This is a genomic window from Streptomyces sp. NBC_01717 (genome assembly GCF_036248255.1).
Lineage (GTDB): Bacteria > Actinomycetota > Actinomycetes > Streptomycetales > Streptomycetaceae > Streptomyces.
On the sequence record NZ_CP109178.1, the window covers coordinates 6,967,536 to 6,987,315 of the forward strand.

Below are 19,780 nucleotides of genomic sequence, written 5' to 3' on the forward strand. Positions count from 1 at the left end.
CAACGCAGCGCCGTTCGAGCCCCGTTGCATGCTTCCTCGCCCTCCAAGGAGTCCAGCAAGATGAAGACGATCGACGAACTTCTCGCCGAAGGGGTCACCGGCAAGCGCGTATTCGTCCGCGCCGACCTCAACGTGCCGCTGAGCGGCACCACCATCACCGACGACGGCCGTATCCGCGCCGTCCAGCCGACCGTGGAGAAGCTCGCCGCGGCCGGTGCCCGGGTCATCGTCGCCTCGCACCTGGGCCGCCCCAAGGGCGCCCCGGACCCGGCCTTCTCCCTGGCCCCCGCCGCCGCCCGGCTCGGCGAGCTGATCGGCGCCGGCGTGGCCTTCGCGACCGACACGGTCGGCGAGTCCGCCCGTGCCACGGTCGCCGCGCTCACCGACGGCAAGGTCGCCGTCATCGAGAATCTCCGCTTCAACCCCGGCGAGACGTCGAAGGACGACGCCGAGCGCGGCGCGTTCGCCGATCAGCTCGCCGAGCTCGCCGATGTGTACGTGGGCGACGGCTTCGGAGCCGTCCACCGCAAGCACGCCTCGGTCTTCGACCTCCCCGCCCGGCTGCCGCACGCCGCGGGCGACCTGATCGCCACCGAGGTCGGCGTCCTGAAGAAGCTCACCGAGGACGTCGCGCGCCCGTACGCCGTCGTGCTCGGCGGCTCCAAGGTCTCCGACAAGCTCGGCGTCATCGACCACCTCCTGGAGCGGGCCGACCGCATCCTCATCGGCGGCGGCATGGCGTACACCTTCCTCAAGGCCCAGGGCCACGAGGTCGGCAACTCCCTCCTGCAGGAGGACCAGATCCCGGCGGTGCTGGAGTATCTGAAGCGGGCCGAGGAGAAGGGCGTGGAGTTCGTGCTCCCCGTCGACGTCGTGGTCTCCGAGCAGTTCCCCGACCTCAAGACCAAGGCCCCGAGCCGGCACACCACCGTGCCCGCGGATGCCATCCCGGCCGGTGTGATGGGTCTGGACAACGGACCCGAGACCAACAAGCTGTACGCCTCGAAGCTCGCCGACGCCGTCACCGTCTTCTGGAACGGCCCGATGGGCGTCTTCGAGCACCCCGATTACGCCGAGGGCACCCGGGCAGTCGCCCAGGCCCTCGTCGACTCCGAGGGCTTCAGTGTGGTCGGCGGTGGCGACTCCGCCGCGGCCGTCCGCATCCTGGGCTTCGACGAGAACGCATTCGGCCACATCTCGACCGGTGGCGGCGCCAGCCTCGAATACCTCGAGGGCAAGACGCTTCCCGGCCTCGCCGCACTGGAGGACTGACCTTTCATGAGCACCCGTACCCCGCTGATGGCGGGCAACTGGAAGATGAACCTCAACCACCTCGAGGCCATCGCACACGTCCAGAAGCTCGCCTTCGCCCTGGCCGACAAGGACTACGACGCCGTCGAGGTCGCCGTCCTGCCGCCCTTCACCGACCTGCGCTCGGTGCAGACGCTGGTCGACGGCGACAAACTGAAGATCAAGTACGGCGCCCAGGACATCTCGGCGCACGACTCCGGCGCGTACACCGGCGAGATCTCCGGTCCCATGCTCGCCAAGCTGAAGTGCACCTATGTGGCCATCGGCCACTCCGAGCGGCGCCAGTACCACCACGAGACCGACGAGATCGTCAACGCCAAGATCAAGGCCGCGTACAAGAACGGCCTCACCCCGATCCTGTGCGTCGGCGAGGAGGAGTCGGTCCGCGAGGAGGGGCGCCACGTCGCGTACACCCTCGCGCAGGTCGACGGCGCGCTCAAGGAGATCCCGGCCGAGCAGGCCGAGTCCATCGTGATCGCGTACGAGCCGGTCTGGGCCATCGGGACCGGCAAGGTCTGCGGCGCCGACGACGCCCAGGAGGTCTGCGGGGCGATCCGCGGCCGGCTCGCCGAGCTGTACTCCCAGGAGCTGGCCGACGCGGTCCGCATCCAGTACGGCGGCTCCGTGAAGTCGGGGAATGTCGCGGAGATCATGGCGAAGCCCGACATCGACGGTGCCCTGATCGGTGGCGCCGCTCTCGACGCCGACGAATTCGTCAAGATCGTCCGCTTCCGCGACCAGTGAGTATGCGGTAGCGCGGATCCGTCGTACCCTTGCGGGGGCCGAGGAGGTGCGTCCTCCCGGCCCCCGTTGTCCGTCAGATCCGTTAGAGCAGTCCAAGGGAATTCCGGAAAGTAGGGACCAGCCGTGGTTATGGGGTTCTCGATCGCCCTGATCGTCTTCAGCCTGCTGCTGATGCTGCTGGTGCTGATGCACAAGGGAAAGGGCGGCGGCCTCTCCGACATGTTCGGTGGCGGTATGCAGTCGTCCGTCGGTGGCTCGTCGGTCGCCGAGCGAAACCTCGACCGGATCACCGTGGTGGTCGGTCTGGGATGGTTCGCGTGCATTATTGTGCTTGGTCTGCTGATGAAGCTGGACAACTGACCCGTCGTCCGCGATTCCCGGTGAGGGTGTAACTCCTTTCACTGGACGCGCGTTGGGCCTTACGTAGACTGGGGCATCTTCGAGCACCATCACGCAGGGAGTTACGACCGTGGCAAGTGGCAACGCGATCCGGGGAAGCCGGGTCGGAGCGGGGCCGATGGGGGAGGCCGAGCGGGGCGAGTCCGCGCCGCGCCTCCGCATCTCCTTCTGGTGCTCGAACGGGCACGAGACGCAGCCGAGCTTCGCCAGTGACGCGCAGACACCGGAGACTTGGGACTGCCCGCGCTGTGGTTTCCCGGCCGGCCAGGACCGGGACAATCCGCCGGACCCGCCGCGCACCGAACCGTACAAGACGCACCTCGCGTATGTACGCGAGCGGCGCAGCGATGCGGACGGCGAGGCCATCCTCGCCGAGGCCCTCGCAAAACTCCGGGGCGAAATCTAAGAGTTGTTCACCGGCCGGTCACCCCCAGGGTGCCCGGCCGGAGTGCATTTGTCGGCGCCGCAGCTCTCTGTCGCCTCGTCCACCCCTCTGATCAATTAAGTTGGAGGGGCAGCGGGGCATGTGCAGGCACGAGAAGAAGTGGGCTGATATCCGGGATGAACGCACAAAGCCGAACCAAGCTCAATCAGACGCCCGAATGGACCGCTCTCGGCAAGCACCGTGAGCAGCTCGGCCAGACCCATCTGCGGCAGCTTTTCGCGGACGATCCCGAGCGCGGCACCGGATATACCCTCCGGGTCGGCGATCTGTATCTCGACTACTCCAAGCACCTGGTCACCGACGAGACGCTCCGGCTGCTGCGCGAGCTCGCCGATGCCACCGGTGTCGCCGGGCTGCGGGACGCCATGTTCCGTGGCGAGAAGATCAACACCACCGAGGACCGCGCCGTCCTGCACACCGCGCTGCGCGCCCCGCGCGACGCGGTCATCGAGGTCGACGGCGAGAACGTGGTGCCCGCCGTACACGCCGTGCTCGACAAGATGGCGGCTTTCGCCGACCGCATCAGGTCGGGGGAGTGGACCGGTCACACGGGTAAGCGGATCAAGAACGTCGTCAACATCGGCATCGGCGGCTCCGACCTCGGTCCCGCGATGGCGTACGAGGTGCTGCGCTCCTTCACGGACCGCTCGCTCACCGTCCGCTTCGTGTCCAACGTCGACGGCGCCGACCTGCACGAGGCCGTCCGTGACCTCGACCCGGCCGAGACGCTCTTCGTCATCGCGTCGAAGACGTTCACGACGATCGAGACCATCACCAACGCCACCTCCGCCCGCAACTGGCTGCTGACCGGACTGCGCGCCGACCAGGACGCCGTCGCGAAGCACTTCGTGGCACTGTCGACGAACGCCGAGAAGGTCGCGGAGTTCGGCATCGACACCGCCAACATGTTCGAGTTCTGGGACTGGGTCGGCGGCCGCTACTCGTACGACTCCGCCATCGGCCTCTCGCTGATGATCGCCATCGGCCCGGACCGGTTCCGCGAGATGCTCGACGGCTTCCACCTCGTCGACGAACACTTCCGCACCGCCCCGCCGGAGGCCAACGCCCCGCTGCTGCTCGGCCTCCTGGGCGTCTGGTACGGCGCGTTCTTCGATGCCCAGTCGCACGCCGTGCTGCCGTACAGCCACTATCTGTCCAAGTTCACCGCCTACTTGCAGCAGCTGGACATGGAGTCCAACGGCAAGTCCGTGGACCGGGACGGCCAACCCGTCGAGTGGCAGACCGGGCCGGTCGTCTGGGGCACGCCCGGCACCAACGGGCAGCACGCCTACTACCAGCTGATCCACCAGGGCACCAAGATCATCCCGGCCGACTTCATCGGCTTCGCCGAGCCGGTCGCCGACCTGCTGCCCGGGCTGGTCGCCCAGCACGATCTGCTGATGGCCAACTTCTTCGCCCAGACCCAGGCGCTCGCCTTCGGCAAGACGCCGGACGAGGTCCGTGCGGAGGGCGTGGCCGAGGAGCTCGTGCCGCACAAGACGTTCCGGGGGAACCACCCCACGACCACGATCCTGGCCGACCGGCTGACACCGTCCGTCCTCGGCCAGCTGATCGCGCTGTACGAGCACAAGGTCTTCGTCCAGGGCGCCGTCTGGAACATCGACTCGTTCGACCAGTGGGGCGTCGAGCTCGGCAAGGTCCTCGCCAAGAAGATCGAACCGGTGCTGACCGGGACGGCGGCATCGGCCGCGGCGGGGGGCGGCGAGCAGCTGGACAGTTCGACCGCCGCGCTGGTCGCCGCGTACCGCACGCGCAGGGGTCGCTGAGCCGGACGACCCAGGGGGAGAGGGCGGGGCGGCTCCGGCCGCCGAACAGCACACCGGACCCGAGCGACGTCGGCCGGCGGCGGCCGGGAAGCCGCTGACCGCGGCGGCCCCGGGCGTGGCGTTGTGCCGTCCTCTTCCCCGTCGGCGGCTCGTACGGCGCCTGCGGGCCCCCAGAGGGGCATCGGCCTCGCCTGCGAGGCGGTACCAGGGCGCTGGAAACCTTCCCGGGGCGGCACCCGGCCGACCGCCCGACCAGGTCAGCCGTGCGTCGTGTCGATGACGCAGAATCGGTTGCCCTCGGTGTCCGCGAGCACCACGAAGTCCGGGTCCTGCGGATACAGGTGCCAGTCGACCCGGGCCGCCCCGAGCGTGAGCAGCCGCTCCACCTCGGCGTCCTGTTCCTCGGTGTACAGATCCAGATGGACCCGGGGGACCTCCTGCACGGGGGACTCGCTCAGCCCCAGGGACAGCCCGACACCCTGCCCGTCGGCCGGCACCAGGACCACCCAGTCGTCCGTCGCCGGCTCACGCTCCACATGACCGAGCGCCGCCGTCCAGAAGGCGGCCGCCCGGCGGACGTCCGACGCACCCATCACCACGGTTCCGATACGCACCATGGCCGGAGCCTTTCACGGCGAAGGCCCGGTCCGCTCCTGAGAGCGGACCGGGCCCGACGTACAGCAGTGCTGACGACCGCTCAGGGAGAGGCCGGCGGATACAGTGCGCGCGGCAGCCGGGAGGCCGCCGCAGCATCCAGAAGCCACAGAGTGCGGCTGCGTCCATACGCGCCCGCCGCCGGGGCCTGGATCTCCCCGGCGCCCGACAGCGCGATCTCCGCGGCCTCCGCCTTGTCCTCGCCCGCCGCGAGCAGCCACACCTCGCGCGCCGCCCGGATCGCGGGCAGCGTGAGCGAGACCCGGGTGGGCGGCGGCTTGGGAGCCCCGTGCACACCGACGACGGTGCGCTCGGTCTCCCGTACCGCGGGCAGCTCCGGGAAGAGTGACGCGACATGCGTGTCCGGGCCCACGCCCAGCATCAGCACATCGAACGTCGGCACCGGGCCGTGGTCCTCCGGACGGGCCGCGGCGGCCAGTTCGTCGGCGTACGCGGCCGCGGCGGCGTCGGCGTCGTTGCCGCAGGGGCCGTCCGACGCGGGCATCGCATGGACCAGGGACGGGTCCAGCGGCACCGAGTCCAGCAGAGCCTGGCGGGCCTGCGTGACATTGCGGTCCGGATCGCCCTCCGGCAGGAACCGCTCGTCGCCCCACCACAGTTCGAGTCGCGACCAGTCGATCGCGTCCCGGGCGGGTGCCTCGGCGAGAGCGGCCAGCAGGCCGTTGCCGTTGCGTCCGCCGGTGAGTACCACCGAGGCGTGACCGCGCGCGGCCTGGGCGTCCACGATCTTCGTGATCAGCCGGGCCGCGGCGGCCTGCGCCATCAGCTCCTTGTCGCGGTGCACGACAAGTTGAGGGGCGCTCACTTCGCTGCCGCCTTCTTCGCCGCAGTCTTCTTCGCGGCTGCCGGTGCGGCGGCGGGCTTCTCCGGATCGGCTGGCTTCGGCTCCGCCGCGCCGCCGAGCCGGTCCACGCCGTACTTCACCGCGGACGCGTAGATGTTGTCCGGGTCGAGACGCCGCAGTTCCTCGGCGAGCAGCTCGGCGGTCTCCCGTCGCTTGAGCGCCACCGCACGGTTCGGCTGCCCCTCCATGCAGAGCGTGGCCAGCGAACCGTCGGGCCGGTCCAGGACGATGGTGCCGCCCTTGGTCTGCATCCGCACGGCCGTCAGACCGGGACCGTCGGAATTCGTACGCTCCACCGGCACGTCCAGCCGGTCCGCGAGCCACATGGCGAGCAGCTCACAGCTCGGGTTCTCGGACTCGCCCTCGACCGTGGCAGAGACGACATCCACGGGCTTCTGGTCGAGTGCGGCCGCGAGCATCGAGCGCCACGGCGTGATGCGGGTCCAGGACAGATCGGTGTCGCCCGGGGTGTACGACTTGGCGCGCACCGCGAGTTCGGCGCTCGGGTGCTCCGCCGAATACGCGTCCGTGATCCGGCGCTGGGCGAGTGCGCCCAGCGGATCATTGGCCGGGTCCTCGGGCGCGCCCTCGGGCCACCACACCACGACCGGGGCGTCCGGCAGCAGCAGTGGCAGGACCACCGACTGGGCGTGGTTGGCAAGTTCACCGTGCAGTCGCAGCACGATGGTCTCGCCGGAGCCCGAGTCGGAACCGACCCGTACCTCGGCGTCGAGCCGTGCGTCGCGCCGGCTGCGCGGCGAGCGGCTGACCCGCTTGATCACCGCGATGATGCGCGAGGGGTGCTCGCGCGAGGAGTCGCCGGCCGACTTCAGAGCGTCGTACGCGTTCTCCTCGTCGGTGACGACCACCAGGGTCAGCACCATGCCGACAGCCGGGGAACCGGCGGCACGACGGGCCGACACCAGTGCCTGGTTGATCTTGCTGGAAGTGGTTTCCGTGAGATCGATCTTCATGGCCGACGCCAGCTCCGTCCGTCTCGTGCGAGCATCTCGTCCGCCTCGGCCGGACCCCAGGTGCCCGCCGCGTACTGCGCGGGCTTGCCGTGCTTGTCCCAGTACTCCTCGATCGGGTCGAGGATGTTCCAGGAGAGTTCGACCTCCTGGTGGCGGGGGAAGAGGTTGGCGTCGCCGAGCAGCACATCGAGGATGAGCCGCTCGTACGCCTCCGGGCTGGACTCCGTGAAGGACTCGCCGTAGGCGAAGTCCATCGTGACGTCCCGGACCTCCATCGAGGTGCCGGGGACCTTGGAGCCGAAGCGCACCGTGACACCCTCGTCCGGCTGCACCCGGATGACCAGGGCGTTGCCGCCCAGCTCCTCCGTCGCACCGGACTCGAAGGGCAGGTACGGCGCGCGCTTGAAGACGACCGCGATCTCGGTGACCCGGCGGCCGAGCCGCTTTCCGGTCCGCAGGTAGAACGGCACGCCCGCCCAGCGGCGGTTGTTGATCGTCAGTTTGATCGCGGCATAGGTGTCGGTCTTCGACTTGGGGTCGATACCGTCCTCCTCGAGGTAGCCGAGCACTTCCTCGCCGCCCTGCCACGCGTGCGCGTACTGGCCGCGCACGGTGTGCTTGCCGAGGTCCTCCGGCAGCTCCACCGCCGTGAGCACCTTGAGCTTCTCGGTCACCAGGGCCTTCGGGTGGAAGGAGCCGGGCTCCTCCATCGCCGTCAGCGCCAGCAGCTGGAGCAGGTGGTTCTGGATGACGTCACGGGCTGCCCCGATGCCGTCGTAGTAGCCGGCCCGGCCTCCGATGCCGATGTCCTCGGCCATCGTGATCTGGACATGGTCGACGTACGACCGGTTCCAGATCGGCTCGAACATCGTGTTGGCGAAGCGCAGCGCCAGGATGTTCTGGACCGTCTCCTTGCCCAGGTAGTGGTCGATCCGGAAGACCTCGTTGGGCGGGAACACATCGTGCACGAGCTGGTTGAGCTCCTGCGCGCTGGCGAGGTCGTGGCCGAACGGCTTCTCGATGACGGCGCGCCGCCAGGACCCCTCCTTCTGGTCCGCCAGCCCGTGCTTCTTGAGCTGCTGGACGACCTTCGGGAAGAACTTCGGCGGCACGGACAGGTAGAAGGCGAAGTTGCCGCCGGTGCCCTGTTCCTTGTCGAGGTCCTGGATGGTGGCCTTGAGGGTCTCGAAGGCATCGTCGTCGTCGAAGTTGCCCTGGACGAAGCGCATCCCCTGGATGAGTTGCTGCCAGACCTCCTCACGGAACGGCGTACGCGCGTGCTGCTTGACGGCGTCGTGGACCTCCTGCGCGAAGTCCTCGTCGTGCCACTCACGGCGCGCGAAGCCGATGAGCGAGAAGCCAGGTGGCAGCAGGCCGCGGTTGGCCAGGTCGTAGATGGCAGGCATCAGCTTTTTACGGGACAAATCGCCCGTGACGCCAAAGATGACCAGGCCCGACGGCCCCGCGATACGCGGGAGCCGGCGGTCCTGGGCGTCACGGAGCGGGTTGGCTCCGGGAACACCAGACAAAGTGGTCAGCCCTCCGAAGGGGCGAGGCGCTTGAGCTCCGCCTCGGTGGAGTTGAGCAGGTCGATCCAGGACGCCTCGAACTTCTCGACGCCCTCGTCCTCGAGGAGCTGTACGACGTCGTCGTAGGAGATCCCGAGCTTCGCGACCGCGTCGAGCTCGGCCCGCGCCTGGGCGTAGGTGCCGGCGATGGTGTTGCCGGTGACCTCCCCGTGGTCGGCCGTGGCCTCCAGGGTGGCCTCGGGCATGGTGTTCACCGTGCCGGGGGCGACCAGGTCGACGACGTACAGCGTGTCCTTGTACGCGGGGTCCTTCACGCCGGTGGAGGCCCACAGCGGACGCTGCCTGTTGGCCCGCACCTTGTCCAGGGCGGCCCAGCGGTCGGAGGAGAAGACCTCCTCGTACGCCTCGTAGGCCAGCCGGGCGTTGGCGAGCGCCGCCTTGCCCTTCAGCGCCTTGGCCTCGTCGGTGCCCACGGCGTCGAGCCGCTTGTCGATCTCGGAGTCCACGCGGGACACGAAGAACGAGGCCACCGAGTGGATCTTGGAGAGGTCCAGGCCCGCGGCCTTCGCCTTCTCCAGGCCGGCCAGGTAGGCGTCCATGACCTCGCGGTAGCGCTCCAGCGAGAAGATCAGCGTGACGTTGACGCTGATGCCCTTGCCGATGACCTCGGTGATGGCCGGCAGCCCGGCCTTCGTCGCCGGGATCTTGATGAGCGTGTTCGGCCGGTCCACCAGCCAGGCCAGCTGCTTGGCCTCGGCGATCGTGGCGTGGGTGCGGTGGGCCAGCCGCGGGTCGACCTCGATGGAGACCCGGCCGTCCTGGCCGTCCGTGGCGTCGAAGACCGGCCGCAGGATGTCGGCGGCGTCACGGACGTCCGCCGTCGTGATCATGCGGATCGCCTCGTCGACGGTGACCTTGCGGGTCGCGAGGTCGGTGAGCTGCTGCTCGTAACCGTCGCCGTGCGAGATGGCCTTCTGGAAGATCGACGGGTTGGTGGTGACGCCCACGACGTGCTGCTGGTCGATCAGTTCGGCGAGGTTGCCGGACGTGATCCGCTTGCGCGACAGGTCATCGAGCCAGATCGCCACGCCCTCGTCGGAGAGGCGCTTGAGTGCGTCTGTCATGAGAATTGCATCTCCTACTAGTCGTATAACGGCGTCAGCGCGTGACGTTGGCGAGCGATTCCCGCGCTTCGGCGGCCACGTGCTCGCCGGTGAAGCCGAACTCGCGGAAGAGGACCTTGGCATCGGCCGAGGCACCGAAGTGCTCCAGCGACACGATCCGGCCGGCGTCTCCGACGTACCGGTACCAGGTCAGGCCGATGCCCGCCTCGACGGCGACGCGGGCCTTCACGGACGGCGGCAGAACGCTGTCCTTGTACGCCTGGTCCTGCTCCTCGAACCACTCGACGGACGGCATCGACACGACCCGGGTCGGGATGCCGGCGGCCTGCAGCTCCTCGCGCGCCTCGACGGCGAGGTGCACCTCGGAACCGGTGCCGATCAGGAGGACCTGCGGCTCCGCGCTCTGCCCGTCGGCCCCTTCGGAGTCGAAGAGCACGTAGCCGCCCTTGGCCGCGTCCTCGTTCGCCTCGTACGTCGGCACGCCCTGGCGGGTCAGCGCCAGACCGTGCGGGGCGCCCTTGCCGAACACCTTGGTGTAGCGGCGCAGGATCTCGCGCCAGACGATGGAGGTCTCGTTGGCGTCGGCCGGGCGGACGATGTTGAGGCCCGGGATGGCGCGCAGAGAGGCCAGGTGCTCCACCGGCTGGTGGGTCGGGCCGTCCTCGCCGAGACCGATCGAGTCGTGCGTCCACACGTACGTCACCGGCAGGTGCATCAGCGCGGACAGACGCACGGCGTTGCGCATGTAGTCGGAGAACACCAGGAAGGTGCCGCCGTAGATCCGGGTGTTGCCGTGCAGTGCGATGCCGTTCATGGCCGCGGCCATGGCGTGCTCGCGGATACCGAAGTGGATCGTTCGGCCGTACGGGTCCGCGCCCGGCAGCGGGTTGCCCGCCGGGAGGAACGACGACGTCTTGTCGATCGTGGTGTTGTTCGATCCGGCGAGGTCGGCGGAGCCGCCCCACAGCTCGGGGATGATCTCGCCGAGCGCCTGGAGCACCTTGCCGGAGGCGGCACGGGTGGCGATCGCCTTGCCCGGCTCGAAGACCGGAAGCTTGTCCTCCCAGCCCGCGGGCAGCTCGCCCGCCGAGATCCGGTCGAACTCGGCGGCGCGCTCCGGGTTGGCGGTGCGCCACGCGGCGAACTTCTTCTCCCACTCGGCCTTGGCCTCGCGGCCGCGGTCCAGCGCCTCACGGGTGTGCGAGATGACCTCGTCGGAGACCTCGAAGGTCTTCTCCGGGTCGAAGCCCAGCACCTTCTTGGTCGCGGCGACCTCGTCGTCGCCGAGCGCGGAGCCGTGCGACGCCTCGGTGTTCTGGGCGTGCGGGGCCGGCCAGGCGATGATGGAGCGGGCCGCGATGAACGACGGACGCTCGGTCTCGGCCTTGGCCGCCTGCAGCGCGTTGTACAGACCCACCGGGTCCAGGTCGCCGTTGGGCAGCTGGGCGACGCGCTGGACGTGCCAGCCGTACGCCTCGTACCGCTTCAGGGTGTCCTCGGAGACCGCGGTCTCCGTGTCGCCCTCGATGGAGATGTGGTTGTCGTCCCAGAGCAGGACCAGGTTGCCGAGCTTCTGGTGTCCGGCCAGCGAGGACGCCTCCGCGGAGATGCCCTCCTGCAGGCAGCCGTCACCCGCGATGGCCCAGACCATGTGGTCGAACGGGGAGGTGCCGGGGGCCGCCTCCGGGTCGAACAGGCCGCGCTCGTAGCGGGCGGCCATCGCCATGCCCACGGCGTTGGCGACACCCTGGCCCAGCGGGCCCGTCGTCGTCTCGACACCGGTGGTGTGGCCGTACTCCGGGTGCCCGGGGGTCTTCGAACCCCAGGTGCGGAACGCCTTGAGGTCATCGAGCTCCAGGCCGTACCCGGCCAGGTAGAGCTGGATGTACAGGGTCAGGCTGGTGTGGCCCGCCGAGAGCACGAACCGGTCGCGGCCCGTCCAGTCCGCGTCGGCGGGGTCGTGCCGCATCACCTTCTGGAAAAGGGTGTACGCGGCGGGAGCCAGGCTCATAGCCGTACCCGGGTGGCCGTTTCCGACCTTCTGTACGGCGTCGGCGGCAAGGACGCGGACAGTGTCCACGGCCCGCTGGTCCAATTCGGTCCACTGGAGGTCTGTGGTGGTCGGCTTGGTGCTCACCCTGAGTCAGGGCTCCTCTCCACTGTTGTAAACCGGTGACTGTGACCGCACCGGACATTGTCGAGCCTACCCCCGACGGAACCCGCAATTTCCGGGTGCTTTCCAGGGTGCAGGCGACCCGCGAAGTTCGCCTCCCGTATGAGCGGGAGGGCTCACTTCTGCGCTACTCCGATGAGCGCGACCGGCCACTTCTGCGCTACTCCGATGAGCGTCACTCCTTACTTATGCGCCTCTCCTGAGCGGCCCGTCCGCGCCGCTCAGGCACAGCACTTCTGTGCCACTCCAACACGACCCCACCCCCGCGAAGAACGGCCTGTCCCCAACGTCTACAGTGGTCTGGTTCGCGCAAGTCTTCACTGGGCCTTCATGCCCGGAGCTTGCTGGGATTTCTCTGTCAGGGGTGTGCGTGACGGCCGTCGAGTCCCGACCCGCAGGGGTCGCCTTGACTCCGAGCCCAGGGGGCCATCGCCCGTTCGGGGCCCGTGTCAAGGCATTCGTGGCGCTGACCAAGCCGCGGATCATCGAGCTGTTGCTTATCACCACTGTTCCGGTGATGTTCCTGGCCGCTCAAGGTGTGCCCGACCTGTGGCTCGTACTCACCACCACCATCGGCGGATATCTTTCCGCGGGCGGTGCCAATGCGCTCAACATGTACATCGACCGGGACATCGACGCGTTGATGGACCGTACGTCGCAGCGCCCACTGGTGACGGGCATGGTGAGCCCGCGCGAGTGCCTGGCCTTCGGCATCGCCCTCGCGGTGGTCTCGACGGTCTGGTTCGGACTGCTGGTCAACTGGCTGTCGGCCGCGCTGTCGCTCGGTGCGCTGCTCTTCTACGTCGTCGTCTACACGATGCTGCTGAAGCGCCGCACCGCACAGAACATCGTCTGGGGCGGCATCGCGGGCTGCATGCCGGTCCTCATCGGCTGGTCCGCCGTCACGAACTCGCTGTCGTGGGCCGCCGTCATCCTCTTCGCCGTCATCTTCTTCTGGACGCCGCCGCACTACTGGCCGCTGTCGATGAAGGTGAAGGACGACTACGCCCGGGTCGGCGTCCCGATGCTTCCGGTCATTGCCTCCAACCGGGTGGTGGCCCGCCAGATCGTCATCTACAGCTGGGTGATGGTGGCCGTCTCGCTGCTGCTGACCCCGCTCGGCTACACCGGCTGGTTCTACACCTCGGTGGCGCTGTTGACCGGCGGGTTCTGGCTCTGGGAGGCACACGGCCTGCAGAACCGGGCCAAGGCCGGCGTGTCCGGTGCCAAGCTCAAGGAGATGCGGCTGTTCCACTGGTCGATCACCTATGTTTCGCTGCTGTTCGTCGCCGTCGCGGTGGACCCCTTCCTGCGCTGACACCGCTTCCGCTCCTGCCGACGGGCGGGCGACGTGGCCCATGCCACGTCGCCCGCCCGTCGCCAGTTGATCTACCCGTCGGTAGCATCCGTTGCATGGCAGAGACGGCAGACACCCAGCAGGTTGACGACAGCAAGCAGGCCGCCCGCGCGGAGCGCAGGGCAGCCAGGCTCGCCAAGCAGATCGGCGCCTTCGCCAAGGCGCACGGCGGCGCCGAGGGGCAGCTCGCGTACATCGGGCAGATGGGCACCCGCATCGTCCTGGTCGGCGGGGACGGCGGCTGGGGCGACCTCGTCGCACCGTCGTACGCGGTCGCCGAGAGCGCCACCGCGAAGGCCGGGATCACGATGCACGAGTCCTTCGACGGCGAGTTCGCCGCCAAGGTCCGCACCGGCCCCTACGAGTGGACGCGGATGGCCGGGATCCAGGTCGGCGGCCCGTCCAACAAGGCCTGACCGGCCGCCCGGGCCGCATCCGACGGCGTGCGGGGCGCACCCCGGTGGCGCAGGAGCAACACCTGACACCGGGTTCACCCGTTAGGACGTGTACACACACGTCGTCGCAGGGAGCCCCGGATGTCGCGTGGCATCGGTACGCGACCAAGCGCCGTCCGCCACCCAGCACCCGGCCGAGCGCATCGCGGAACTGCCGCGATGATCGCCTCCGGCAATGCGCGCAGGGTGTACGGGCTGGTGTGAAGGGCGGTCAGCCCTTGTCCTTGTCGGGGGCCTTCCCGTGGGCTTCGGCAGCCGGAGCGAAGCGGGCTCCCCGTTTCTCGGCCCAGCCGCGAAAACCGGACATGTGGGTGGGGGCCGAGAAATGACCCGGGTCCTCTCCCGTGCCCGTGCGCAGCAGTACGTACTGGCACCCCTGGCAGTGCTTGAGGTCCGGTCCCTGGGTACCCCCGGTCGCGTACACCCGATCCGCGAAGCGGGCTGCGCTGTCACGTTTTTGCATCGCGGTCCGGACCGAGGCGCGGGCGATCGTGGCCCCGAGCGGGATCAGGACGATCATCAACGCGAGTCGGCGCCACGAAAAGTTCGCGAACAGGACGATCAGACCGATGACGACGACCAGCGAGGGCAGCTCGGTTCCGACGCGGGGCAGCTCTGCCCGCGGGACGGGCATCTCGCACTTTCCGCTCTCCGCGAGCGAAAGACCACGGTGAAAGCACCGGACGCGGTCCTGTCCCGTACACGAACCCATGTCCCACCCCAGAGACCGGACGAACGATCTGTGACGGCCTTCATGGTGGGGCCGGAAGGCCGTGTTCCTTGAAACCGTGACGGGAAATGGCCGAAAGGGGAGGGGAAGCGAGCCGATCGCCGCCCTTGCGCTCAGCCGGCGGCCGCGGGCTCCGGCTGTTCGGCGGCGGGGACGGAGGCGACGGCCGAGGGGCGCTCGCGCAGCGACAGCAGGACCCGCAGGACCGCGATCCACACCAGGCACGAGCCGAGCATGTGCAGCCCGACCAGGATCTCCGGGGTGTCGGTGAAGTACTGGACGTAACCGATCACGCCCTGCGCCATCAGCACCAGGAAGAGATCACGGGTGCGGCGCTGCGGCCCGGCCGGCGCGTCGACGGCCTTCAGTACGAACCAGAGCGCCACCGTCAGCGCCACCACGACCCACGCGAGATCGGCGTGCAGCTGCGCGATCATCTTCCAGTCGAGCGGGATGCGGTGGACGTCGCTGGAGTCGCCCGCGTGCCGTCCGGCACCCGTGACGACCGTGCCGACCGCGATCAGCAGACCGGCCGCGATCGTCAGCAGCCAGGTCAGCTGTGAGACCGCCTTGCCCACCAGCGGACGGGGCTCGGCGTCGCCCTCACGGACCCGCTGCCAGGTCAGCACGGCGACCGTGAGCAGCGCTGTGGAGAGCAGGAAGTGCGCCGCGACGGTGTACGGGTTGAGGCCGACCAGCACCACGATGCCGCCGAGAACCGCATTGCCCATGACCACCCAGAACTGTGCCCAGCCGAGCCGGGTGAGGCTGCGCCGCCACGGCTTCGCCGAGCGGGCGGCGATGATCGTCCAGCCGACCGCCGCGCACAGGACGTACGTGAGCATCCGGTTGCCGAACTCGATGGCGCCGTGGAAGCCCATCGCGCTGGTCGCGGTCAGGGACTCGTCGGTGCACTTGGGCCAGGTCGGGCAGCCGAGGCCGGAGCCGGTGAGCCGGACGGCGCCGCCGGTCACCACGATGAGCACGGCCATCACGACGGCCGACATCGCCGCCCGACGGACCGTCCGGGGGGACGGAGTCCAGCGTTCGGCGATGCAGAGAAGCGGGTTCCGCGTGGCTTGAGCGACTGCGGCTCGGGTCAGCTTGGGCACGCGCACCATCGTAAGCGGCGGCTTGTGCAAGCTTTCACGAGGGGGACGAGTTACCCCGAACCGTCGGGCCGGAGCGGTCCGTCCGCGGTCATTCCCAGCGGAAGAACTTCGCCGCCGCGCCCAGCCCGAGCACCGCCCAGACCGCGAGGATCCCGAGATCCCGCCACGGCATCGAGGCGCCGTGCTGGAGCACGTCCCGCAGTCCGTCCGACAGGGCCGCGATCGGCAGCAGCCCGAGCGCCGACTGCACCGCGTCCGGGAACCTGTCCAGCGGCACGATGACCCCGCCGCCGACCAGCAGCAGCAGGAAGACGAGATTGGCGGCGGCGAGGGTCGCCTCCGCCTTCAGCGTTCCGGCCATCAGCAGCCCGAGCCCGGAGAAGGCCGCGGTGCCGAGTACGAGGAGCAGCAGGACGGCGAACGGGCTGCCGTGCGGTGACCAGCCGAGCGCGAACGCGATCGCGGTCAGCAGCACGACCTGCAGCACCTCGGTGACCAGCACGGAGAGGGTCTTGGCGGTCATCAGAGCCCAGCGGGGCAGCGGTGAGGCACCGAGCCGCTTGAGAACGCCGTAGCGCCGCTCGAAGCCGGTGCCGATCGCCTGGCCGGTGAAGGCGGTGGACATGACGGCGAGCGCGAGAATGCCGGGCGCCAGGAAGTCGACGGACCTGCCCGCGCCGGTGTCCACGATGTCGACCGCGCTGAACAGCACCAGCAGCAGCGTCGGAATGATCACCGTCAGGAGCAGCTGCTCGCCGTTGCGCAGCAGCATCCGCGTCTCCAGCGCGGCCTGCGCACCGATCATGCGGGGCAGCGGGGCGGCACCGGGCCGCGGGGTGTACGTACCGGCGCTCATGCGCGCAGCTCCTTGCCGGTCAGTTCCAGGAAGACGTCCTCCAGGGTGTGGCGCTCGACGGAGATGCCGTCCGGCATCACGCCGTGCTGCGCGCACCAGGAGGTGACGGTGGCCAGCAGCTGCGGGTCGACCTGGCCGCTGATGCGGTATGCGCCGGTGGTGAGCTCGGCCGCCTGCGTGCCGTCGGGCAGCGCTTTCAGCAGCGAGCCGAGGTCGAGACCGGGGCGGCCGGTGAAGCGCAGGGTGTTCTCGGCGCCGCCGCGGCAGAGCGTCTCCGGGCTGCCCTGGGCGATGACCCGGCCCGCGTCGACGATGGCGACATCGTCGGCGAGCTCCGCGGCCTCGTCCATGAAGTGGGTGGTGAGGACGACCGACACACCGTCGGAGCGCAGTTCCCGTACGAGATCCCAGGTGGAGCGGCGGGCCTGCGGGTCGAGGCCCGCGGTCGGCTCGTCCAGGAACACCAGCTCGGGGCGGCCGACGACGGCCATCGCCAGGGCGAGCCGCTGCTGCTGGCCGCCGGAGAGCCGCCGGTAGGTCGTACGGCCGCAGCTGCCGAGGCCGAGGCGCTCGATCAGGGCGTCGACGTCCAGCGGGTGGGCGTGGAGTTTCGCCATGTGGCGGAGCATCTCGTCGGCGCGTGCTCCGGAGTGGACACCACCCGACTGCAGCATCACGCCGATCCGGGGGCGGAGCGCGGCCGCGTCGGTGACGGGGTCGAGGCCGAGGACGCGGACGGTGCCCGCGTCGGGCCGGCGGTAGCCCTCGCAGGTCTCGATCGTGGTGGTCTTGCCGGCGCCGTTCGGGCCGAGGACGGCGGTGACCGTACCGGTGCGTATGCCCAGGTCGAGGCCGTCCACGGCGGTCTTGGTGCCGTACCGCTTCACCAGGCCACGGATCTGCACGACCGGCTCGTTCTTCATGGCCGGTAAGTCTAGGCAGCGGCCCGGCGGGCGAGTCCCCCGGGGCCTGATTAGGTAACCCTAAGTGACGAACTCCACCATTGATCGTTTCGGACCGTGGTTGTCACGGCCGGAGGAATTACGCAACAATGGCGTTGTGAAATACCAGGGCGAGGCTCCGCAGGAGGAACTCGCGACCGGCGAGCGCTCGACGCGCAACCGGGTCGCGCGCTCCATCCTGGACCACGGCCCGTCCACCGTCGCCGATCTGGCGAAGCGCCTGGGACTGACCCAGGCCGCCGTCCGCCGCCATCTGGACGCCCTCGTCTCCGACCGTGTCGTCGAGGCCCGCGAACAGCGGGTGTACGGGGCGCGGACCCGAGGCCGTCCGGCCAAGGTGTTCGCCCTGACCGACTGCGGCCGGGACGCCTTCGACCAGTCGTACGACAAGCTTGCCGCCGACGCTCTTCGCTGGATCGCCGAGACCGCGGGCGACGAAGCGGTCGTTGCCTTCGTCCGCGCCAGGGCGGCTGCCCAGTCGGTGGCCTACCGCAAGACGATCGACGCGGCAAACCCCGAGAAGCGCACAGAGGCGCTGGCCAAGGCCTTGTCGGCCGACGGGTACGCTGCTACGGCGCGAAGCGCGCCGGGCCCCCAGCAGGGCGAGCAGCTGTGCCAGCACCACTGCCCGGTCGCACATGTCGCCGAGCAGTTCCCGCAGCTGTGCGAGGCGGAGACGGAGATCTTCTCCAGCCTGCTCGGGACCCATGTGCAACGTCTGGCCACCATCGCCCACGGCGACGGGGTGTGCACGACGTTCGTACCGCGCGGCGGACCCGCAACCGCACAGACCACCACATCAGCATCTGCAAGCACTGCCGGGAGGAACCCCGCATGACGCTCCCCACGGAGACTGCCCACCCTGAGCTCGAGGGTCTGGGTACGTACGAATTCGGCTGGGCCGACTCCGACGCGGCAGGCGCGGCGGCCAAGCGCGGCCTCTCCGAGGCTGTCGTACGCGACATCTCGGCAAAGAAGAACGAGCCCGAGTGGATGCTGAAGCTCCGTCTCAAGGGGCTTCGCCTGTTCGACAAGAAGCCCATGCCGAACTGGGGCTCGGACCTGTCGGGCATCGACTTCGACAACATCAAGTATTTCGTGCGGTCCACCGAGAAGCAGGCGGAGTCCTGGGAGGACCTGCCCGAGGACATCAAGAACACATACGACAAGCTCGGTATCCCGGAGGCGGAGAAGCAGCGCCTGGTCGCCGGTGTCGCCGCGCAGTACGAGTCCGAGGTCGTCTACCACCAGATCCGTGAGGACCTGGAGGAGCAGGGCGTCATCTTCCTCGACACGGACACCGCGCTGAAGGAGCACCCGGAGCTCTTCAAGGAGTACTTCGGCACCGTCATCCCGGTCGGCGACAACAAGTTCGCCTCGCTGAACTCGGCCGTGTGGTCCGGTGGCTCGTTCATCTACGTGCCGAAGGGTGTCCAGGTCGACATCCCGCTGCAGGCCTACTTCCGTATCAACACGGAGAACATGGGCCAGTTCGAGCGGACGCTGATCATCGTCGACGAGGACGCCTACGTCCACTACGTCGAGGGCTGCACCGCGCCGATCTACTCCTCGGACTCGCTGCACTCCGCCGTTGTCGAGATCATCGTGAAGAAGGGCGGCCGCTGCCGCTACACGACGATCCAGAACTGGTCGAACAACGTCTACAACCTGGTCACCAAGCGCGCCGTGGCGTACGAGGGCGCGACCATGGAGTGGGTCGACGGCAACATCGGCTCCAAGGTCACCATGAAGTACCCGGCCGTCTACCTGATGGGCGAGCACGCCAAGGGCGAGACGCTCTCCATCGCCTTCGCGGGCGAGGGCCAGCACCAGGACGCCGGATCCAAGATGGTCCACATGGCGCCGAACACCTCCTCCAACATCGTCTCCAAGTCGGTGGCGCGAGGCGGCGGCCGTACCTCGTACCGCGGTCTGGTCGAGATCGGCGAGGGCGCTGCGGGCTCCAAGTCCAACGTGCTGTGCGACGCGCTCCTGGTCGACACCATCTCCCGCTCCGACACGTACCCGTATGTGGACGTCCGCGAGGACGACGTGTCCATGGGTCACGAGGCCACCGTCTCCAAGGTCTCCGAGGACCAGCTCTTCTACCTGATGAGCCGCGGTCTGACCGAGTTCGAGGCCATGGCCATGATCGTGCGCGGCTTCGTCGAGCCGATCGCGCGCGAGCTGCCCATGGAGTACGCGCTCGAGCTCAACCGGCTGATCGAGCTGCAGATGGAGGGTTCGGTCGGCTAGCACAGCCTGACGACCGAATACCCCGACTTTTGACAGAGAAAGCGAGC

General features: G+C 69.0%; 19 protein-coding genes. 9 read left to right on the forward strand and 10 right to left on the reverse strand.

All coding sequences use genetic code 11. The features are described from left to right. Nucleotides 1–60 precede the first annotated feature (60 nt). From OHB49_RS31530 to pgi, 5 genes are all read left to right on the forward strand, one after another. Nucleotides 61–1,272, forward strand: a complete 1,212-nt coding sequence (locus OHB49_RS31530) for a phosphoglycerate kinase (protein WP_329164336.1) — start codon at nucleotides 61–63, stop codon at nucleotides 1,270–1,272. Between the two features lie 6 nt (nucleotides 1,273–1,278). Then, the gene (tpiA, locus tag OHB49_RS31535) at nucleotides 1,279–2,055 is read left to right on the forward strand and encodes a triose-phosphate isomerase (RefSeq protein ID WP_030974707.1); all 777 of its coding nucleotides are present in this window, start codon (nucleotides 1,279–1,281) and stop codon (nucleotides 2,053–2,055) included. 123 nt (nucleotides 2,056–2,178) lie between these two features. Next, nucleotides 2,179–2,415 (forward strand): preprotein translocase subunit SecG, encoded by a 237-nt coding sequence (gene secG / locus OHB49_RS31540; protein WP_078852826.1) that lies wholly within the window; start codon nucleotides 2,179–2,181, stop codon nucleotides 2,413–2,415. A 109-nt stretch (nucleotides 2,416–2,524) separates the two neighbouring features. Further along, nucleotides 2,525–2,860 carry an RNA polymerase-binding protein RbpA gene (locus tag OHB49_RS31545; RefSeq protein WP_078852825.1) on the forward strand — a complete coding sequence of 112 codons (336 nt, stop codon included), beginning with the start codon at nucleotides 2,525–2,527 and terminating at the stop codon, nucleotides 2,858–2,860. Between the two features lie 155 nt (nucleotides 2,861–3,015). Then, nucleotides 3,016–4,686 carry a glucose-6-phosphate isomerase gene (gene pgi / locus OHB49_RS31550; RefSeq protein WP_329164339.1) on the forward strand — a complete coding sequence of 557 codons (1,671 nt, stop codon included), beginning with the start codon at nucleotides 3,016–3,018 and terminating at the stop codon, nucleotides 4,684–4,686. 257 nt (nucleotides 4,687–4,943) lie between these two features. Here pgi and OHB49_RS31555 read toward each other — a convergent pair whose 3' ends face one another. From OHB49_RS31555 to tkt, 6 genes are all read right to left on the reverse strand, one after another. Beyond that, nucleotides 4,944–5,303 carry a VOC family protein gene (locus OHB49_RS31555; protein WP_030974701.1) on the reverse strand — a complete coding sequence of 120 codons (360 nt, stop codon included), beginning with the start codon at nucleotides 5,301–5,303 and terminating at the stop codon, nucleotides 4,944–4,946. An 80-nt stretch (nucleotides 5,304–5,383) separates the two neighbouring features. Continuing rightward, nucleotides 5,384–6,166, reverse strand: coding sequence for a 6-phosphogluconolactonase (gene pgl / locus OHB49_RS31560; RefSeq protein ID WP_030974700.1), 783 nt, complete (start codon nucleotides 6,164–6,166; stop codon nucleotides 5,384–5,386). Further along, nucleotides 6,163–7,179: a glucose-6-phosphate dehydrogenase assembly protein OpcA gene (opcA, locus tag OHB49_RS31565; protein WP_329164342.1), complete on the reverse strand. Its 1,017-nt coding sequence runs from the start codon at nucleotides 7,177–7,179 to the stop codon at nucleotides 6,163–6,165. Before opcA ends, pgl begins: the two co-directional genes overlap by 4 nt. Further along, nucleotides 7,176–8,708, reverse strand: a complete 1,533-nt coding sequence (gene zwf / locus OHB49_RS31570) for a glucose-6-phosphate dehydrogenase (protein ID WP_030974690.1) — start codon at nucleotides 8,706–8,708, stop codon at nucleotides 7,176–7,178. Before zwf ends, opcA begins: the two co-directional genes overlap by 4 nt. Nucleotides 8,709–8,713: 5 nt before the next feature. Continuing rightward, nucleotides 8,714–9,832, reverse strand: a complete 1,119-nt coding sequence (gene tal, locus OHB49_RS31575) for a transaldolase (protein WP_329164344.1) — start codon at nucleotides 9,830–9,832, stop codon at nucleotides 8,714–8,716. 34 nt (nucleotides 9,833–9,866) lie between these two features. Further along, nucleotides 9,867–11,969 (reverse strand): transketolase, encoded by a 2,103-nt coding sequence (gene tkt, locus OHB49_RS31580; RefSeq protein ID WP_030974685.1) that lies wholly within the window; start codon nucleotides 11,967–11,969, stop codon nucleotides 9,867–9,869. A 400-nt stretch (nucleotides 11,970–12,369) separates the two neighbouring features. Between tkt and OHB49_RS31585 the strand changes: the two genes are divergently transcribed. After that, nucleotides 12,370–13,323: a heme o synthase gene (locus tag OHB49_RS31585; protein ID WP_329164346.1), complete on the forward strand. Its 954-nt coding sequence runs from the start codon at nucleotides 12,370–12,372 to the stop codon at nucleotides 13,321–13,323. Nucleotides 13,324–13,418: 95 nt separating this feature from the next. After that, nucleotides 13,419–13,778, forward strand: a complete 360-nt coding sequence (locus tag OHB49_RS31590; protein WP_030974683.1) for a hypothetical protein — start codon at nucleotides 13,419–13,421, stop codon at nucleotides 13,776–13,778. 250 nt (nucleotides 13,779–14,028) lie between these two features. On the opposite strand, the gene OHB49_RS31595 is transcribed toward OHB49_RS31590, so the two are convergent. From OHB49_RS31595 to OHB49_RS31610, 4 genes are all read right to left on the reverse strand, one after another. After that, nucleotides 14,029–14,451, reverse strand: coding sequence for a hypothetical protein (locus OHB49_RS31595; protein WP_329164348.1), 423 nt, complete (start codon nucleotides 14,449–14,451; stop codon nucleotides 14,029–14,031). A 209-nt stretch (nucleotides 14,452–14,660) separates the two neighbouring features. Continuing rightward, nucleotides 14,661–15,668: a COX15/CtaA family protein gene (locus tag OHB49_RS31600; protein ID WP_329164349.1), complete on the reverse strand. Its 1,008-nt coding sequence runs from the start codon at nucleotides 15,666–15,668 to the stop codon at nucleotides 14,661–14,663. A gap of 79 nt (nucleotides 15,669–15,747) precedes the next feature. After that, nucleotides 15,748–16,515 carry an ABC transporter permease gene (locus OHB49_RS31605; RefSeq protein ID WP_030974677.1) on the reverse strand — a complete coding sequence of 256 codons (768 nt, stop codon included), beginning with the start codon at nucleotides 16,513–16,515 and terminating at the stop codon, nucleotides 15,748–15,750. Then, complete coding sequence (locus OHB49_RS31610) at nucleotides 16,512–17,438, reverse strand: ABC transporter ATP-binding protein (protein WP_329164351.1); 927 nt, start codon at nucleotides 17,436–17,438, stop codon at nucleotides 16,512–16,514. The genes OHB49_RS31605 and OHB49_RS31610 overlap by 4 nt, the downstream gene beginning before the upstream one ends. 136 nt (nucleotides 17,439–17,574) lie before the next feature. Between OHB49_RS31610 and OHB49_RS31615 the strand changes: the two genes are divergently transcribed. After that, entirely contained in the window at nucleotides 17,575–18,315 is a 741-nt protein-coding gene (locus tag OHB49_RS31615; RefSeq protein ID WP_329164353.1) for a helix-turn-helix transcriptional regulator, read from the forward strand. Continuing rightward, complete coding sequence (gene sufB / locus OHB49_RS31620) at nucleotides 18,312–19,733, forward strand: Fe-S cluster assembly protein SufB (RefSeq protein WP_030974671.1); 1,422 nt, start codon at nucleotides 18,312–18,314, stop codon at nucleotides 19,731–19,733. The genes OHB49_RS31615 and sufB overlap by 4 nt, the downstream gene beginning before the upstream one ends. The last annotated feature ends 47 nt before the right edge of the window (nucleotides 19,734–19,780 follow it).

Excerpts from the sequence above, each read along its gene's own strand:
- OHB49_RS31555 (WP_030974701.1), bottom strand. The coding sequence starts at position 5,303 with ATGGTGCGTATCGGAACCGTGGTGATGGGTGCGTCGGACGTCCGCCGG.
- tal (WP_329164344.1), bottom strand. The coding sequence starts at position 9,832 with ATGACAGACGCACTCAAGCGCCTCTCCGACGAGGGCGTGGCGATCTGG.
- OHB49_RS31530 (WP_329164336.1), top strand. The coding sequence starts at position 61 with ATGAAGACGATCGACGAACTTCTCGCCGAAGGGGTCACCGGCAAGCGC.
- opcA (WP_329164342.1), bottom strand. The coding sequence starts at position 7,179 with ATGAAGATCGATCTCACGGAAACCACTTCCAGCAAGATCAACCAGGCA.
- tpiA (WP_030974707.1), top strand. The coding sequence starts at position 1,279 with ATGAGCACCCGTACCCCGCTGATGGCGGGCAACTGGAAGATGAACCTC.
- sufB (WP_030974671.1), top strand. The coding sequence starts at position 18,312 with ATGACGCTCCCCACGGAGACTGCCCACCCTGAGCTCGAGGGTCTGGGT.
- OHB49_RS31595 (WP_329164348.1), bottom strand. The coding sequence starts at position 14,451 with ATGCCCGTCCCGCGGGCAGAGCTGCCCCGCGTCGGAACCGAGCTGCCC.
- OHB49_RS31600 (WP_329164349.1), bottom strand. The coding sequence starts at position 15,668 with ATGGTGCGCGTGCCCAAGCTGACCCGAGCCGCAGTCGCTCAAGCCACG.
- OHB49_RS31590 (WP_030974683.1), top strand. The coding sequence starts at position 13,419 with ATGGCAGAGACGGCAGACACCCAGCAGGTTGACGACAGCAAGCAGGCC.
- OHB49_RS31610 (WP_329164351.1), bottom strand. The coding sequence starts at position 17,438 with ATGAAGAACGAGCCGGTCGTGCAGATCCGTGGCCTGGTGAAGCGGTAC.
- pgi (WP_329164339.1), top strand. The coding sequence starts at position 3,016 with ATGAACGCACAAAGCCGAACCAAGCTCAATCAGACGCCCGAATGGACC.
- OHB49_RS31605 (WP_030974677.1), bottom strand. The coding sequence starts at position 16,515 with ATGAGCGCCGGTACGTACACCCCGCGGCCCGGTGCCGCCCCGCTGCCC.